The 15,436-nt window shown below is 57.1% G+C and carries 14 protein-coding genes; 3 read left to right on the top strand and 11 right to left on the bottom strand.

Annotated features, from left to right (window positions below; all coding sequences use genetic code 11):
* The first annotated feature begins 123 nt into the window (after positions 1 to 123).
* Positions 124 to 1,083 (top strand): flagella biosynthesis regulator Flk, encoded by a 960-nt coding sequence (flk, locus tag ABLV75_RS08540; RefSeq protein ID WP_348854924.1) that lies wholly within the window; start codon positions 124 to 126, stop codon positions 1,081 to 1,083.
* Positions 1,084 to 1,121: 38 nt separating this feature from the next.
* On the opposite strand, the gene ABLV75_RS08535 is transcribed toward flk, so the two are convergent.
* A complete protein-coding gene (locus ABLV75_RS08535) occupies positions 1,122 to 2,297 on the bottom strand; it encodes an MFS transporter (protein ID WP_224324423.1) in 1,176 nt (391 codons plus the stop codon).
* 206 nt (positions 2,298 to 2,503) lie between these two features.
* Entirely contained in the window at positions 2,504 to 3,721 is a 1,218-nt protein-coding gene (gene fabB / locus ABLV75_RS08530; protein WP_004104161.1) for a beta-ketoacyl-ACP synthase I, read from the bottom strand.
* Between the two features lie 158 nt (positions 3,722 to 3,879).
* Between fabB and mnmC the strand changes: the two genes are divergently transcribed.
* Positions 3,880 to 5,868, top strand: coding sequence for a bifunctional tRNA (5-methylaminomethyl-2-thiouridine)(34)-methyltransferase MnmD/FAD-dependent 5-carboxymethylaminomethyl-2-thiouridine(34) oxidoreductase MnmC (gene mnmC, locus ABLV75_RS08525; RefSeq protein WP_348854923.1), 1,989 nt, complete (start codon positions 3,880 to 3,882; stop codon positions 5,866 to 5,868).
* Between the two features lie 63 nt (positions 5,869 to 5,931).
* On the opposite strand, the gene ABLV75_RS08520 is transcribed toward mnmC, so the two are convergent.
* Genes ABLV75_RS08520 through prmB form a run of 6 tightly spaced genes read right to left on the bottom strand, consistent with a single transcriptional unit; the run spans position 5,932 to position 10,482 of the window.
* The gene (locus ABLV75_RS08520) at positions 5,932 to 6,210 is read right to left on the bottom strand and encodes a YfcL family protein (protein WP_004104165.1); all 279 of its coding nucleotides are present in this window, start codon (positions 6,208 to 6,210) and stop codon (positions 5,932 to 5,934) included.
* Between the two features lie 31 nt (positions 6,211 to 6,241).
* Positions 6,242 to 6,790, bottom strand: a complete 549-nt coding sequence (locus ABLV75_RS08515; RefSeq protein WP_016808406.1) for an elongation factor P hydroxylase — start codon at positions 6,788 to 6,790, stop codon at positions 6,242 to 6,244.
* Entirely contained in the window at positions 6,790 to 7,599 is an 810-nt protein-coding gene (locus ABLV75_RS08510) for a sulfite exporter TauE/SafE family protein (protein WP_004104169.1), read from the bottom strand. The genes ABLV75_RS08515 and ABLV75_RS08510 overlap by 1 nt, the downstream gene beginning before the upstream one ends.
* Positions 7,599 to 8,423, bottom strand: a complete 825-nt coding sequence (gene mepA / locus ABLV75_RS08505) for a penicillin-insensitive murein endopeptidase (protein WP_004104171.1) — start codon at positions 8,421 to 8,423, stop codon at positions 7,599 to 7,601. Before mepA ends, ABLV75_RS08510 begins: the two co-directional genes overlap by 1 nt.
* A gap of 3 nt (positions 8,424 to 8,426) precedes the next feature.
* On the bottom strand, positions 8,427 to 9,512 hold the full coding sequence (gene aroC / locus ABLV75_RS08500; RefSeq protein WP_004104176.1) for a chorismate synthase: 1,086 nt from the start codon (positions 9,510 to 9,512) through the stop codon (positions 8,427 to 8,429).
* Between the two features lie 37 nt (positions 9,513 to 9,549).
* Positions 9,550 to 10,482 (bottom strand): 50S ribosomal protein L3 N(5)-glutamine methyltransferase, encoded by a 933-nt coding sequence (gene prmB / locus ABLV75_RS08495; RefSeq protein WP_024274529.1) that lies wholly within the window; start codon positions 10,480 to 10,482, stop codon positions 9,550 to 9,552.
* 167 nt (positions 10,483 to 10,649) lie between these two features.
* Between prmB and smrB the strand changes: the two genes are divergently transcribed.
* Positions 10,650 to 11,201, top strand: coding sequence for an endonuclease SmrB (gene smrB, locus ABLV75_RS08490; RefSeq protein WP_004104178.1), 552 nt, complete (start codon positions 10,650 to 10,652; stop codon positions 11,199 to 11,201).
* Positions 11,202 to 11,221: 20 nt separating this feature from the next.
* Here the strand turns inward: smrB and sixA are convergent, their stop codons facing one another.
* From sixA to fadI, 3 genes are all read right to left on the bottom strand, one after another.
* Positions 11,222 to 11,707: a phosphohistidine phosphatase SixA gene (gene sixA / locus ABLV75_RS08485; RefSeq protein WP_014230284.1), complete on the bottom strand. Its 486-nt coding sequence runs from the start codon at positions 11,705 to 11,707 to the stop codon at positions 11,222 to 11,224.
* 209 nt (positions 11,708 to 11,916) lie between these two features.
* The gene (fadJ, locus tag ABLV75_RS08480) at positions 11,917 to 14,061 is read right to left on the bottom strand and encodes a fatty acid oxidation complex subunit alpha FadJ (protein ID WP_142477814.1); all 2,145 of its coding nucleotides are present in this window, start codon (positions 14,059 to 14,061) and stop codon (positions 11,917 to 11,919) included.
* Positions 14,061 to 15,371 (bottom strand): acetyl-CoA C-acyltransferase FadI, encoded by a 1,311-nt coding sequence (fadI, locus tag ABLV75_RS08475; protein WP_004104183.1) that lies wholly within the window; start codon positions 15,369 to 15,371, stop codon positions 14,061 to 14,063. Before fadI ends, fadJ begins: the two co-directional genes overlap by 1 nt.
* Positions 15,372 to 15,436: the final 65 nt, after the last annotated feature.

The raw sequence follows: 15,436 nt of genomic DNA, 5'->3' as shown, positions 1-15,436 counted from the left end.
GGTTCAGTACCTGTCTGAGAGCGAGAGTAAACCGGGGAAGTGTGCCATAATCTGCCCGCCAGGAACATCACCACCCGGCCCTGAGTACAGTAATTTAGTACAGCACTACGCAAAGGATTAATCATGACGCATCCCGTTTCAGGTATGTCCGATCGCCCTCCGGGGACAGGCGAACCTCCGCTCACTACCCAGCAGCGCACCGCGCTTGAGCGGCTCATTACGCGCCTGGTGGCGTTAACATCGCAGCAAAATGCGGAAGTGTGGGCCTGCGTAAAGCACGATCTGAGCCTGAAAAACGACGCCCCGCTGTTGGCAAGCCATTTTGCTGCCGCCGAACACAGCCTGAACCAGCGCTTAATCCTTGCCCAACAGAATCACCACCGCCGGCAAATCCTGGCGCAGCTGAGCGAACTGCTGAACCAGGGTAATAATCGTCAGGCGGTCAGCGATTATATTCGTCAGCATGACGGTCAAACCGCGCTGCATGCGCTCACCCAGCCGCAGCTGGAGAATGTTTTGCAACTGCTGCAAAGCGGTCAGCTCTCGATTCCTCAGCCGCAGCAGCGCCCGCCAACCCATCGTCCACTGCTGCCAGCGGAGCATAATACGCTCAATCAACAGGTGACCAAACTGGCAGCAGCTACCGGGGAGTCCAGCAAGCTCATCTGGCAGTCGATGCTGGAGCTAAGCGGCGTCAAAAGCGGGGAACTGATCCCGGCGACCCACTTCACTCCCCTCTCATACTGGCTCCATGCGCGGCAAACGCTCAGCACGCAGGCTACGCCGACGCTGATGTCATTGCAGGCCGCCCTGAAGCAGCCGCTTGAAGCCGCGGAGTGGCAAAGAGTGATGGATTTTGCGCAAACCAGCTGGCACGCAACGGCGCAAACGCCGCTAAGCGCAGCCCAGCTGCTGACGCTGCTGAACAAAATTTTCGTGCTCAGGGTCGCCAGAGCGCAAGAGACGCTGGCGATCCCACCGGTTCAGGCGCCGCCTTCATCGCCGTGGCTGGCGTTTAAAAAGCCGTGGGCTATCGCGTTGACGCTGCTCGCGGGGCTTATTTTGCTGTGGTTAGTGATTTAACCGCCTGTTCGGCCCGTATACCGGGCCGAACAAAAGGCCTATTTACGCAGCGATACCAGCGTAATGAGGATCCCCAGCACGGCGCATATTGCCGCCGCCAGGAAGACGGAAGAATAGCCTAAAGAAGTCGCAAGCAATCCGGTAAGCGGGCCGGTGACGCCGTAGGAGATATCCTGAAACGCGGCGTAGCCGCCAAGCGCCGTTCCTCGAACCTGCGGCGGTACCCGCTTCACAACCTCTACGCCCAGCGCCGGGAAGATAAGCGAGCAACCGCAGCCGGTTAGCGCCGCGCCCGCCAGCGCGACCCAGGCATTGGGCGCCTGCCAGAGCAGCGCCAGGCCTACCGCCTCAATCAACAGCGAAACGATGGCCACTTTCACCCCACCGAAGCGGTCCGGCATCCAACCAAACAGCACGCGCATCAGCACAAATGCTCCACCAAACGCGGTTAAGGTAAAACCGGCCATCGCCCAGCCGTTGCTGGCGAAATAGAGGGAGACGAACGTGCCTATCACCGCGAAACCGACGCCCTGCAGTCCAAGACCAATACCGGGCCGCCAGATCATTCCCACCACGCTCCACAGCGACGGACGCTCGCCGCCGTGGGCGGGAATTTTACGCACCGTGCCGTTAATTGCCCACGCCACCAGCGGCAGCACCATGGTGACGCCGGCCAGCGCTGCAACGCCGTAATGGCTGTAGATCAGCAGCCCCAGCGGAGCTCCGGCCGCCAGCGAGCCGTATATCGCCATGCCGTTCCACGACATCACTTTACCTGAGCGCATCGGGCCCACCAGCCCCATTCCCCAGCTTAAATTGCCGGTGAGCAGCTGGCTTTCACCAAACCCCAGGATCAGACGGCCCAGCAACAGCAGGCCAAACTTCGCCATTACGGGGACCGGCAGCAGCGCGGCGCATAGCCAGGCACCTCCAGCCAGCGCACAGGCCAGCATCCCCTGTAGCACAGAGCGTTTCGCGCCGTACTGGTCCGCCAGGCGACCTGCATAGCCGCGGGTTAATACGGTCGCCAGAAACTGGATACCAACGGCGATACCAACCATGGTGTTGCCGAAGCCCAGTTCCTGATGAACGAACAAGGGGATAACCGGCAGCGGCAGGCCAACGGTCATATAGGTAAGAAAAACGGCGAAAGTGATCCGAAACAGCGAACCATTCGCTGAAGGCATTTTTTTTGTTTCAGTGACTGCGGACATGCTTTACTCCAGTTCGCAGAGTAAGGCGAGGTGATGGCCACGCCCTCTCCACCTGATTATCAGGTTTAAGGCGCGTTGGATGACGTTAAACGCTTACGCATTATCTGAGAGAATAATGTTGTGGCAGGAGTTTGCCTTTACACCCAGGGGTCTGTCAAGAATACAAAAAAGGGGAGCCGGCAGGCTCCCCTTGCAAAGCATGCTCGTTATGCGCTGTATTTACGCATCACCAGCGTGGCGTTAGTACCGCCAAAGCCGAAGCTGTTAGACATTACGGTAGTCAGCGCACGCTCGGTCGGCTCGGTCACAATGTTCAGACCAGCTGCCTGTTCGTCCATCTCTTCAATGTTGATGCTCGGGGCAATAAAGCCGTGTTCCAGCATCAGCAGAGAGTAGATAGCCTCCTGTACGCCAGCGGCGCCCAGGGAGTGACCGGTCATCGCTTTGGTCGCGGAGATAGCCGGGCTGTTATCGCCGAAGACTTCGCGAATCGCCCCCAGCTCTTTCACATCGCCTACCGGCGTAGAGGTACCGTGGGAGTTCAGATAGTCAATCGGCGTATCTACGCCTTCCATCGCCATCTTCATGCAGCGAACCGCACCTTCACCGGACGGGGCAACCATATCTGCGCCATCGGAAGTTGCGCCGTAGCCAACGATTTCAGCATAGATGTGCGCGCCGCGCGCCAGAGCATGTTCCAGCTCTTCAACCACAACCATACCGCCGCCGCCAGCGATAACGAAACCATCACGGTGGGTATCATAAGTACGGGAAGCTTTATCCGGCGTTTCGTTATATTTGGTGGACAGCGCGCCCATCGCGTCGAACTCACACGCCATCTCCCAGCACAGCTCTTCGCCGCCACCGGCAAACACGATATCCTGTTTGCCCAGCTGGATTTGTTCCACAGCATTACCGATGCAGTGCGCAGACGTTGCGCAGGCGGAGCTGATAGAGTAGTTCACACCGTAAATTTTGAAAGGTGTTGCAAGGCAAGCGGAGACCGCGGATGCCATCGCCTTGGTCACCACATAAGGACCTACAGCTTTCAGACCGCGCGGGCTGCGCATGGCATCAGCGCCAAAAACCTGAGACTTAGAAGAACCGCCAGAACCGGCAATCAGGCCCACGCGCGGGTTTTGCTGATAGACCTCATCTTTCAGGCCTGCATCTTCAATCGCCTGCTGCATGGAGAGATAGGAATAGATAGAGGCATCGTTCATGAAACGAACCACTTTACGGTCGATCAAACCGGTTGTATCCAGTTTAACGTTGCCCCATACGTGGCTGCGCATTCCCGAATCTTTAAACTCTTCAGAGAAAGTGATCCCGGAGCGTCCTTCACGCAGAGATGCCAGGACTTCCTGCTGGTTATTACCAATACTGGAAACGATGCCCAGGCCAGTAATCACTGCACGTTTCATTCAATACCTCTGTAAGTCGCACTATATTAAGTTTCGAGTCGCACAATAGCGTACACTTGTACGCCGAACAAGTCCGATCAGCCAATTTGTGTATAAATTTGCGCCCTCAGGCACACATCGTTAAGATCGTTCTACGCCTTGTGATTCGAGTAACTTACGTGAAACAAAACGCCATACAACCTGCCAACCTGGAATTCAACGCTGAGGGTACACCTGTTTCCCGAGATTTCGACGATGTCTACTTTTCCAATGACAACGGTCTGGAAGAGACGCGCTACGTTTTCCTCGACGGCAACCGGCTCAACGAACGTTTTTCAACACATTCACGTCCGTTATTTGTGGTTGCCGAAAGCGGGTTCGGTACCGGCCTTAACTTTCTGACGCTGTGGCAGGCGTTTGACGTTTTTCGCCGCGATAACCCTCAGGCTACCCTGCAAAGATTACACTTCATCAGTTTCGAAAAATTCCCGCTGCGCGCGGACGATCTGCGCCTCGCTCACCAGCACTGGCCGGAGCTTGCGCCCTGGGCCGAGCAGCTGCAGGCCCGTTGGCCGCTGCCGTTTGCCGGCTGTCATCGACTGCTGCTGGACGAGGGCCGCATCACGCTGGATTTATGGTTTGGCGATATTAACCAGCTGACCAACGAGCTGGACGACTCGCTCAATCAGCAGGTAGACGCCTGGTTTCTGGATGGCTTTGCGCCCGCCAAAAACCCGGACATGTGGACGGCGGAACTCTTTGCGGCAATGGCTCGCCTGGCGAGACCCGGCGGTACTCTGGCCACCTTTACCTCCGCAGGTTTTGTGCGCCGCGGGCTGGAGGAAGCCGGTTTCAGCATGCAGAAACGCAAGGGCTTTGGCCGCAAGCGAGAAATGCTCATCGGGGAAATGAATCAACAACTCAACTTTCCCGCGCGTGCGCCGTGGTTTGCCCGCGGCGGCACCGAACAGCGCGATGCGGCGATTGTTGGCGGAGGGATCGCCAGCGCCCTGCTCGCTCTGGCGCTGCTGCGGCGCGGGTGGCAGGTGACACTATACTGCGCCGATGACGCTCCGGCACAAGGCGCATCCGGCAATCGCCAGGGAGCGCTCTATCCGCTGCTCAGCCAGCACGACCCCGCCCTGGCCCGCTTTTTCCCCGCTGCATTTACTTTCGCTCGCCGCCTCTACGACGATCTGCCGGTCATGTTCGATCATGACTGGTGCGGGGTGACGCAGCTGGGCTGGGATGAAAAAAGCGCGCATAAAATTGCCCAGATGGTTGAGCTTAATCTGCCGCCGGAAATCGCCCTCGCCGTTAATGCGCAGAGCGCTGCGGAACAAGCAGGAGTGGAAACCGGCTGCGGAGGAATAACCTATCCTGCCGGAGGCTGGCTGTGCCCCCAGCAGTTAACCGCAGAACTGTTGGCGCTCGCCGCCACTCGCGGATTACGGGTTCACTACCGCTATCCCGTAGAGACTATCAGCGCGGACAATACCGGCTGGCAATTAAACGATCGTCAGTTTCATGAAGTCGTGGTGCTGGCCAATGGCCATCAGGTAACCCGCTTCAGCCAGACGGAGCATCTTCCGATGTATCCCGTCGCCGGCCAGGTCAGCCATATACCAACAACGCCAGGGCTATCGTCTTTACGCCAGGTGCTGTGCTACAACGGCTACCTGACGCCGCAAAACCCGCACAACCAGCAGCACTGCATCGGCGCCAGCTATCATCGTGGACAGACAGATACCGCGTTTAGCGCCGACGATCAGCAGCAGAATCGACAGCGTCTGATAGACTGTTTCCCGCAGGCGCAATGGACGCGGGAGGTTGACGTAAGCGCGAATGAGTCCCGCAGCGGCGTGCGCTGTGCGACGCGCGATCATTTGCCGATGGTCGGCAGCGTGCCTGATTATGACGCGACCTTAAGTGAATATGCCTCGCTGGCTGAACATCAGGATAAGGCCGGAGCAGCGCCGGTTTACCGCAATCTTTATATGCTGGGAGCGCTGGGTTCGCGCGGCCTCTGCTCCGCCCCGCTCGCGGCAGAGATCCTCGCGGCGCAAATGAGCAATGAGCCATTACCGATGGATCAAGAGACGCTAGCTGCGCTGAATCCGAACCGGCTATGGGTAAGAAAACTGCTGAAAGGGAGAGCGGTGAAATAATAGCGGAGGAACCGTGCCCGGCGGGATGAACGCCGGGCGTCGGCTTAAGGAAGCGCTACAGAACTACGCCTGCATCGCCTTCTGATACAAACTGTCCCACATTCCCTGCACCAGTATCTGATCCGGCGGCGACAGTTCGCCCGCGCTGATGGCTTTTTCCAGGCTTTGGGTCACTTTATCATGCACCGCCTGCGCAGTATGCTCCCCTTCTCCTTCCAGCTCGGCCACCGCCAGCGTCAGGTGGCCGCGCAGATAACCGCCGGCAAACAGTTCATCATCACTGGCGTGGTCTACCATATTGTCAATTAACGCCAGAATGCGTGATTCAAACTCCGCGATCATCTTCTTTCCTCATATTATGTAAAGCGTGGCCTTAGTGCAGGTCTTCCGGCCACGGGAACTGTTCTGCCGTCAAAGGCGGCGTTTGGTAATATTCTTGCAGCGCCTTGATAAAACGCGCGGGACGCTCAGGGATCCCTTGCTCCAGATAGATCATGACCTGGGCATGTACCCGCCGCTGAAAAGCGATCCGATCGGGTTCAAAATCCCCTTCCAGATTGTCGCAGCTGACGTTAAACGGATATCCCGCCGCCACGCAAAACAGCCAGTCGAACGCCTGAGGCTTCACCTCGACGTCTTCAAATTTTGACTGGGTCATCGCGTCGCGCCCGTCCGGGCAGTACCAGTAACCGAAATCAACCAGCTCGCGGCGCGCCTTTCCGGCAATGCACCAGTGTGAAATCTCGTGCAGCGCGCTGGCATAAAAGCCGTGGGCAAAGACGATGCGGTTATAGGGCACCTCTTCATCTGCTGGAAGATAGATCGGTTCGTCATCGCCTTTAATCAGACGGGTATTAAAATCATCGGCAAAACAGCCGTCGAAGATTTCGATCAGCTGTTCGTATTTATGCGTACTGTTCATTAGTTCATCCCCAACCAGCGGAGGATCTCCTGTCCATGGCTATCATAAAGAAGTTTCGCGCTCATCACCGCCGACACCACAACGATCATTGGCCGAATCAGTGACTGTCCTTTGCTCAGCACCAGTCGAGATCCCGCGCGAGCGCCGATAAACTGCCCGGCCATCATCACAAAGCCGGTCGCCCAAATCACCTTACCGCCAATAATAAACAGCAGCAGGCCGCCAACGTTGGACGTCGCGTTAAGCAATTTTGCATGCGCGGTCGATTTCGCCAGATTGAACCCCGCCAGGGTGACGAAAGCCAGCGCGTAAAAGGATCCGGCGCCCGGGCCAAAGAAACCATCGTAAAAACCGACGCAGCCGCCAGCCACCAGGGCAAACGGCAGACCGTACAGACGTCGCTGCCGGTCCTCTTCGCCGAGTTTCGGCATCAGCAGAAAATAGAGGCCAATGCCGATAACCAGGATTGGCAGTATCTGTTTGAGAACATCAGACTGGACGTGCTGGACCAGCAGCGCGCCGCCGGTCGAGCCGAGAAAGGTCATCAGAATATTGAGCTTCTGGTCGGCCAGATTCACTACCTTGCGGCGGATGAAATAAAGCGAAGCGGACAGCGACCCGCCGCAGGCCTGCAGCTTATTCGTTGCCAGCGCCTGCGCTGGAGGAAGACCCGCCGCCATCAGGGCCGGGACGGTTAATAGCCCGCCGCCGCCCGCCAGGGAGTCAATAAATCCCGCCAGAATGGCCACGAAAAACAGCACCACCATTACCGTCGGCGACACCATAAAAAGATCGATAAAACTATCCATTAAAGAACATGCTCATCCAGTAGCGCCTGGCAGGAAGGCGGCAGCGGAGGCGGCGTCTTCTTCACAGGTGGGGTTGATCCTGGTTTAGGGGGTTCAAACCAGCTTTGCAATTCCGCACCGCAGCCATCGCCGGCCGGTGGCGGAGCCTGATCTTCGCACTCAAGGCTGCCTGCCGGACAGCGCAGGCGCACGTGCATATGCGCCCGGTGCTGGAACCATGGGCGAACTTTGCGTAGCCAGTCGCGATCGTTACCGGCATCCAGGCACAGTTGCTGCTTAATTGCCGGGTTGACGAAAATACGCGTGACGTCGCTATCTTCCGCCGCCATCTTAATCAGCTGGCTAATTTGCGGGCTCCACAACGAGGGCACGACGCGCTGACCATCGCGGGCCACCAGATCCAGCGCCTGCGGCTTCAGCAGCTGAGCTGAACTCCAGCGCGCCTGCGGAAGCTGCAGAAAAATATCGACGTCAAGCCCGGACTGATGGCTGGCATGACCGCCGTTGAAACGCCCCCCGGCCGGCATCCCCATATCGCCAATCAGTACCGTTCCCATACCTCTGTTATACGCCTGGTTGCTTAGACGCTGAATAAACTGCACGAGATCCGGATGGCCGAAGTAGCGGCGCTGATCGGTACGCATCACCTGATAGCCGGTGGCGTTTAACGGCAGCGCCTGCGCGCCAACGATGCAGCCATTGGCAAATGCACCAATCGACTGCGGGCTGCCGCTGATGGGCTGGGTGATTTTCTGCCACGGCGTTGCCGCCAGGCTGGTACCGCTGGCGAGAAGCGCCAGCAGTGCGATAACGGTTTTTTTCATCTATTACCAGCGTGGAATTGATGTCGTCACGTCGCCATTTTGCGCGCGCTGACGCATAAAGTGATCCATAAGCACGATCGCCAGCATCGCTTCGGCAATCGGTACCGCACGAATGCCAACGCAGGGATCGTGACGCCCTTTGGTGATCATCTCGACTTCTTCGCCAGAGCGATTAATCGTATGTCCCGGAACGGTAATACTGGAGGTAGGCTTCAGCGCAATGTTCGCCACGATCTGCTGACCGCTACTGATACCACCGAGAATGCCGCCCGCGTGGTTGCTCTGGAAACCCGCTTTGGTAATTTCATCGCGGTTTTCGCTGCCGCGAAGCTTCACCACCTCAAAACCATCGCCAATTTCCACGCCCTTCACCGCATTAATGCTCATCAGCGCGTGCGCAATGTCCGCATCGAGGCGGTCAAATACCGGCTCACCGAGCCCCGGCGGAACGCCATCGGCCACCACGGTTACTTTCGCTCCGATGGAGTCGCCCTCTTTTTTCAGGCCGCGCATCAGTTCATCGAGCGCTTCAATTTTCTCTGGATCCGGACAGAAGAACGGGTTTTGTTCAACCTGTTCCCAATCTTTGATAGCCAGAGGAATATCCCCCATCTGGGTCAGGCAGCCGCGAATCACAATCCCGAATTTCGCGGCGAGGAATTTCTTGGCAATCGCTCCGGCAGCCACGCGCATAGCGGTTTCACGGGCAGAGGAACGACCGCCGCCGCGATAGTCGCGCAGGCCATATTTCTGTTCGTAGGTGTAGTCAGCGTGACCCGGGCGGAAAACGTCTTTAATCGCGCCGTAATCCTGAGAACGCTGATCGGTATTCTCAATCAGCAGACCAATGCTGGTCCCGGTAGTCACCCCCTCGAATACGCCGGAGAGGATTTTAACCTGGTCCGGTTCGCGGCGCTGGGTAGTATAGCGCGATGTTCCCGGACGTCGGCGATCGAGATCGTGCTGCAGATCGGCTTCGGTTAGCGGAATGCCGGGCGGTACGCCGTCGACGATACAGCCCAGCGCCAGGCCGTGCGATTCGCCAAACGTCGTGACGCGAAAGAGTTGTCCAATTGTGTTTCCTGCCATCACGGCTCCGTTCTTGTCGTTATGTTTGCGTGTTGTTTTAGTCTTTATAGATGCCGAAATGCGCGCGGGCGGCAATCAGCTGCGGTTTAGTCAGCATAAAGACGCCATCGCCGCCGTTTTCAAACTCCAGCCAGGTAAATGGAACGTCAGGATACTGTTCCATCAGATGTACCATGCTGTTGCCGACTTCACAAATCAGGATACCGTCATCGCTGAGATAATCCGGCGCGCAGGCCAGGATCCGCCGAGTTAGCTTCAGGCCATCGCTACCGGACGCCAGGCCGAGAACCGGTTCATGACGATATTCACCCGGCAGGTCGGACATATCTTCTTCATCGACGTACGGCGGATTAGTGACGATCAGATCGTATTGCACCTTCGGCAGGTCGCGGAACAGATCGGAGCGAATTGGCGTCACGTGGTGAATTAAGCCATGGTCTTCTACGTTCTGCTCGGTAACGGCCAGCGCATCAGGGGAAATATCGACCGCATCGACTTCCGCTTCCGGAAAAGCGTAAGCGCAGGCGATAGCGATACAGCCGCTGCCGGTGCACATATCGAGGATGTGCTGCGGATAGTGGTCAATCAGGCCGGAAAAATGGTTATTAATGAGTTCGCCAATCGGCGAGCGCGGCACCAGCACGCGCTCATCGACGTAAAACTCATGTCCGCAGAACCAGGCTTTGTTGGTCAGATAAGCGACCGGAATGCGTTCGTTAATGCGGCGAATCACGCGCTCAACGATGCGGTGTTTCTCACTGGAAGTCAGGCGCGCGGTGCGCATATCTTCCGGAATATCGAGCGGCAGATACAGCGACGGCATCACCAGCTGCACCGCTTCGTCCCACGGGTTGTCGGTACCGTGTCCGTACCAGATATTTGCAGCGCTGAAGCGACTAACCGCCCAACGCAGCATGTCCTGAATGGTATGAAGCTCATTAACGGCTTCATCAACAAAAATTTTATCCACGCTATCCCCCAGGGCACGCTCTGCTATAAATTCGGCGGCTAGTTTGCCACGAAGACGGGGATAAATCAGCATTCTTACGTCACGCTGAGGGGGAAAAAGAGGTTTTCCTTGCCTGGATGCGTGGCGAGTCGGGTAAACTACCGGCAAAGAAAAAATGAGACCAGGTAATGAAAAAGAAAACAACGCTAAGCGAGGAGGATCAGGCATTGTTCCGGCAGCTAATGACCGGCACTCGTCAGATTAAGCAGGACACCATTGTTCACCGTCCGCAGCGCAAAAAAATCGCTGAAGTACCGCCCAAGCGGCTGCTCCAGGAGCAGGCCGATAACAGCCACTACTTTTCCGATGAGTTTCAGCCGTTGCTGAATACCGAAGGATCGGTGAAGTATGTGCGTGCTGACGTCAGCCACTTTGAGCTGAAAAAACTGCGTCGGGGTGATTATTCGCCGGAGCTGTTTCTCGATCTGCACGGTTTGACCCAGCAGCAGGCCAAGCAGGAGCTGGGGGCGTTGATTGCCGCCTGCCGTCGCGAGCACGTATTTTGCGCCTGCGTAATGCACGGGCATGGGAAGCATATTCTCAAACAGCAAACGCCGCTATGGCTGGCTCAGCACCCGCATATCATGGCGTTTCATCAGGCACCAAAAGAGTACGGCGGTGACGCCGCACTGCTGGTACTGATTGAAGTTGAAGAGTGGCAACCGCCGGAGCTTCCGTAAAACGTCGGCTCCGGAGGAAATCAGATAGCTTTCGCCATCTTCAAATTGCAGGGGCTCATTTGCCAGTTGAACTCGCCTTTGCCGCTGGCATCAAGCGTAACGCAGGCAATCGCCGAAGTGGTGAACATCGGGGGAGTTTCCCCCGGGCACAGCTCTGAGACGAGGTACCCCACCAGAGGGAGGTGGGACACGACCAGCGCCGTCGCCACACCTTCATTCGCCAGCGCCTGGAGATAAGCGCTGACCATGCCAACATCGCCGCACGGCGTGAGTTCCGGCATCACGTCGACATCTTTTGGCAGATTCATGCACTCCCCAACGATTTCCAGCGTCTGTTCTGCACGCAGGTAGGGACTGACAAGAACTCGCTCAATATCCACTTTTTGACCTTTCAGCCAGGTTGCCATCTGACGAGACTCATCGCAACCGCAGACGGTTAATGGACGAACCGAGTCACTGGCTGCATCGAGGGCAGCGTCGCCGTGACGCATGATAAAAACTTGCATATTGCACCGCTTTTGTTAACCAGAAGCACCGCGGTCTTACCCACGTAGACGATACGCAGGTGACCCGGTGGCCGGGCATTGTGCCTGATCCATTCAACGAATGAAACGCTGTTTTTTACCTCAATGGCGTAAGTATAGTCAACTATCGCTTACAAAATCGCCAAAGCACTGCGCCATTCACAAACGGATTTACCTTCTTTGACCACAACTTAGGTCGTACGTTCATCAGCGGGCCAAAAGGTCGCCCCCTGCTCGGCCATGTGTAACAAAGTGTCACATGGTGTAAAACGCGGGCCGTATTGAGCAGCCAGACGCTGCAAAATCGCTGCGACTTCCCCCGCCCCCAATCTATCCATATAGCGGAACGGGCCGCCAAGGAACGGCGGAAAGCCAATGCCAAACACGGCGCCGATATCGCCATCGCGAGCGTTGCGAATAACCTGCTCATCGAAGCAGCGCGCCGCTTCATTGAGCATCATCATGACGCAGCGTTCCGCCACCTGCTGCGCGGACAAGCGCGCCTGTGGAGAAGCGATACCCAGCAGGTTGTAAATCGCCGGGTCGGGCCGTTTTTTGCTTTTACGCCCTTTTACCGCATAAAGATAGAAACCCCGGTTATTTTTTCTCCCTTTGCGATCGTCATTCAGAATTGCGCTAATGATGTTTGCAGGCGGGCTAAAACGCTCTCCCCATGCCGCCTCCAGAACGGGAATAATTTTAGTGCCGGTATCGATCCCCACTTCATCAAGAAGCTGAATTGGCCCTACCGGAAAGCCAAATTGAACCAACGACTTATCAATGTGATCGATCGACTCCCCTTCTATTAACAGGCGCATGGCTTCATTAATATAGGGCGCGAGAATTCGGTTAACATAAAATCCGGCTTTATCCGCGACGACAATCGGCGTTTTCCCCTGCAGCTTCGCCAGCTTTACCACCGTGGCAATAGTCTGCCGATCGGTACCACGATGTGGAATCACTTCGACCAGCGGCATTTTTTCTACCGGGCTGAAAAAGTGCAGGCCGATAACCCGCTGCGGTCTGCTCGCTTGCGCCGCGATCTCTGCGATCGGTAAAGACGACGTATTAGAGGCAAAGATCGTCTCCGGGTGGCAGTGTTGTTCCACTTCGCTGACCATTTTCTGCTTGAGCGCCAGATCTTCAAATACCGCTTCGATCACCACATCGCGATGGGCAAAGCCCTGGTAATCCAGCGAACCGGTAATCAACCCCATCTGGCGATCGCGCTCGCTGGCGCGCAGATAGCGGCGGCGCACCTGTTTATCGAGCAGATCCCAACTGTATTTCAATGCATGATTTATCCCGCGCGGCTGAATGTCCTTAATGCGGACCGGCAATTCTCCTTTGCATGCGGTGACGTAGGCGATGCCGCCCCCCATCAGTCCTCCGCCAAGAATGCCCACGCTACGCAGCGCGACGGGCTGCGCATCCGCACCGCGATCTTTTTTTAGATCGGTGCTGGCGAAAAAAATCGATCGTAGCGCCTGCGATTGCGGCGTCATCGCCAGCTCGCCAAAAGCGCGGGCTTCTTCTGCGTATCCGCTGCTGCAGCCCTGCGCCAGTCCGGTCTCAATCACCTGCAGAATGCGCTCAGTTGCCGGGTAGTTGCCCTGGGTTTTGTGATGCGTCTTTTTCGCTACCAGACGAAACAGCAGGCTGCGGGCGAGAGGTCCTGCGAGAATACGTTCGCGCGCCGGGACGGTACGGCTTGCCGGACGACCTTTAAGAGCCCGTTCAACTGCGGTTTGTAGCAGGATGGTCTGTGGCACCACTTCATCGACCAGTCCCGCCTTCAGAGCCTGGCGCGGGCGAAGCTGTTTGCCGGTCAGGATCATCTCCAGCGCGCTGCTGACGCCAATTAATCGCGGTAAACGCTGGGTGCCGCCAGAACCTGGCAGCAGGCCCAACTGAACTTCCGGCAGGCCAAGCCGGGTTTTATTATCATCGCTGCATACCCGCCCGTGGCAGGCCAGCGCCAGTTCCAGGCCTCCGCCCAGGCATGCGCCGTGAATTGCGGCGATCACTGGAATGGGGAGCCCGTGGATCTCGGCCATGATTTGCTGCCCCTGACGGGCCAGCGCCTCCGCTTCCTGAGCGGAATGACAGCGGGCAATCATGTTGATATCGGCCCCGGCGATAAAGTTATCCGCTTTTGCGGAAATAAATACCGCGCCGCGCAGTTCTTTATTGTCGCGGAGCTGACGGATAATTCCCCGCACCTCGCTGGCGAACTCAGCTTTCAGGGTGTTCATTTTTTCACCTGGCGCGTCAATGGTGATGACAGCGATATTGTCCGGGCGAACCTCAAGCGTAAATGCCGACACGGTTTCCATCATTCGGCCTCCAGAACCATAGCTGAACCCAACCCACCCGCCGCGCAGGCGGTAACCAGCCCAAATCCTCCGCCGCGACGCTGCAGTTCATGCAGCGTTTGGGTAATCATTCGCGCGCCGGTGGCGGCAAAGGGATGACCGTAGGCAATCGAACCGCCAAGCACGTTGAATTTGCTCTCATCGACTTCGCCGATAGCCTGAGAGCGGCCAAGCACCTCACGGGCAAATCGATCGCTGGCCATGCATTGCAAATTCGCCAGCGTTTGCGCAGCAAAGGCTTCATGCATATCAATCAGGGTTAAATCGGCCAGCGTCAGCCCGGCTCTTTCCAGCGCCAGCGGTGTCGACCACGCCGGACCCAGCAGCATATCCTGACGAACATCAATCGCGGTAAAAGCGTAGCTGCGCAGGTAGCCCAGCGGTATTAACCCAAGCGCTTTAGCCCGGGATTCGGTCATCAGGATCACCGCCGCCGCCCCATCGGTTAACGGCGTACTGTTAGCGGCGGTCACGCTACCGTGTTTGCGATCGAAGGCCGGACGTAACTTTTGGTAATCTGCCAGCGTTGAATTCTTACGGATGTTGTTATCCTGTTCCAGAGGTTCACGGAACGGCGGCGTGTAGGCAGTCATGACTTCTGCCGTTAATTTCCCTTCCTCCCAGGCCCTCGCCGCAAGCTGGTGCGAACGAAGCGCCAGCGCATCCTGCCGCTCACGCGTGATACCCCACGTTTTCGCCATCTGCTCAGCGGTATCGCCCATCCGCAGACCGGTGGAATATTCGGCAACAGCTGGTGGCACAGGGAGAAGATCGCGGAAACGCAGCCGGGAAAAGAGCTTCAGGCGCTGTCCCAAAGTGCGGGCTTTGTTGGCATCAACAAGCGTTCTGGCAAGTTTTTTGCTCACGCCAATGGGCAATACGGAAGAGGAGTCGGCCCCGCCGGCGATGCCTGCATGAATGGTTCCCGCCATCAGGCTCTCCGCGACGTTGGCCACCGCCTGAAAGCTGGTCGCACAGGCGCGACTGACGCTATAGGCATCAGTATGTACGCTCATACCGGTACCCAGCACAATTTCCCGCGCGATGTTCGGTGCTTCCGGCATCTGTACCACCTGACCAAATACCAGCAGGTCTATTATATCCGCGGGGATATTGCTGCGAGCCAGCATTTCGCCGACCACCAGCTTACCTAAATCAACGGCTGGAACGCCGTGGAAAGCCGTCGCCTGCCGGGCAAACGGCGTACGTAAACCGCTGACGATGGCGATACGATCGCCCTGACGGGTGACTAGCGGTAATGCCTGACTCATAACGCTCCCCTGTTAACCGATAAAACAAAGTGGTCTGACCTGATAACAGTTTTAACTAATATTTT

Source organism: Klebsiella sp. CN_Kp066, from assembly GCF_040065135.1.
GTDB classification, from domain to species: Bacteria; Pseudomonadota; Gammaproteobacteria; order Enterobacterales; family Enterobacteriaceae; genus Klebsiella; species Klebsiella oxytoca.
This window is presented reverse-complemented; position numbering and strand designations above follow the sequence as displayed.

What these genes read in the sequence shown, in the direction of transcription:
- ABLV75_RS08515 (WP_016808406.1), bottom strand. Translation starts at nt 6,790, where the DNA reads ATGAACAGTACGCATAAATACGAACAGCTGATCGAAATCTTCGACGGC.
- fabB (WP_004104161.1), bottom strand. Translation starts at nt 3,721, where the DNA reads ATGAAACGTGCAGTGATTACTGGCCTGGGCATCGTTTCCAGTATTGGT.
- sixA (WP_014230284.1), bottom strand. Translation starts at nt 11,707, where the DNA reads ATGCAAGTTTTTATCATGCGTCACGGCGACGCTGCCCTCGATGCAGCC.
- fadJ (WP_142477814.1), bottom strand. Translation starts at nt 14,061, where the DNA reads ATGGAAACCGTGTCGGCATTTACGCTTGAGGTTCGCCCGGACAATATC.
- mepA (WP_004104171.1), bottom strand. Translation starts at nt 8,423, where the DNA reads ATGAAAAAAACCGTTATCGCACTGCTGGCGCTTCTCGCCAGCGGTACC.
- aroC (WP_004104176.1), bottom strand. Translation starts at nt 9,512, where the DNA reads ATGGCAGGAAACACAATTGGACAACTCTTTCGCGTCACGACGTTTGGC.
- fadI (WP_004104183.1), bottom strand. Translation starts at nt 15,371, where the DNA reads ATGAGTCAGGCATTACCGCTAGTCACCCGTCAGGGCGATCGTATCGCC.
- smrB (WP_004104178.1), top strand. Translation starts at nt 10,650, where the DNA reads ATGAAAAAGAAAACAACGCTAAGCGAGGAGGATCAGGCATTGTTCCGG.
- ABLV75_RS08510 (WP_004104169.1), bottom strand. Translation starts at nt 7,599, where the DNA reads ATGGATAGTTTTATCGATCTTTTTATGGTGTCGCCGACGGTAATGGTG.
- flk (WP_348854924.1), top strand. Translation starts at nt 124, where the DNA reads ATGACGCATCCCGTTTCAGGTATGTCCGATCGCCCTCCGGGGACAGGC.
- ABLV75_RS08520 (WP_004104165.1), bottom strand. Translation starts at nt 6,210, where the DNA reads ATGATCGCGGAGTTTGAATCACGCATTCTGGCGTTAATTGACAATATG.
- ABLV75_RS08535 (WP_224324423.1), bottom strand. Translation starts at nt 2,297, where the DNA reads ATGTCCGCAGTCACTGAAACAAAAAAAATGCCTTCAGCGAATGGTTCG.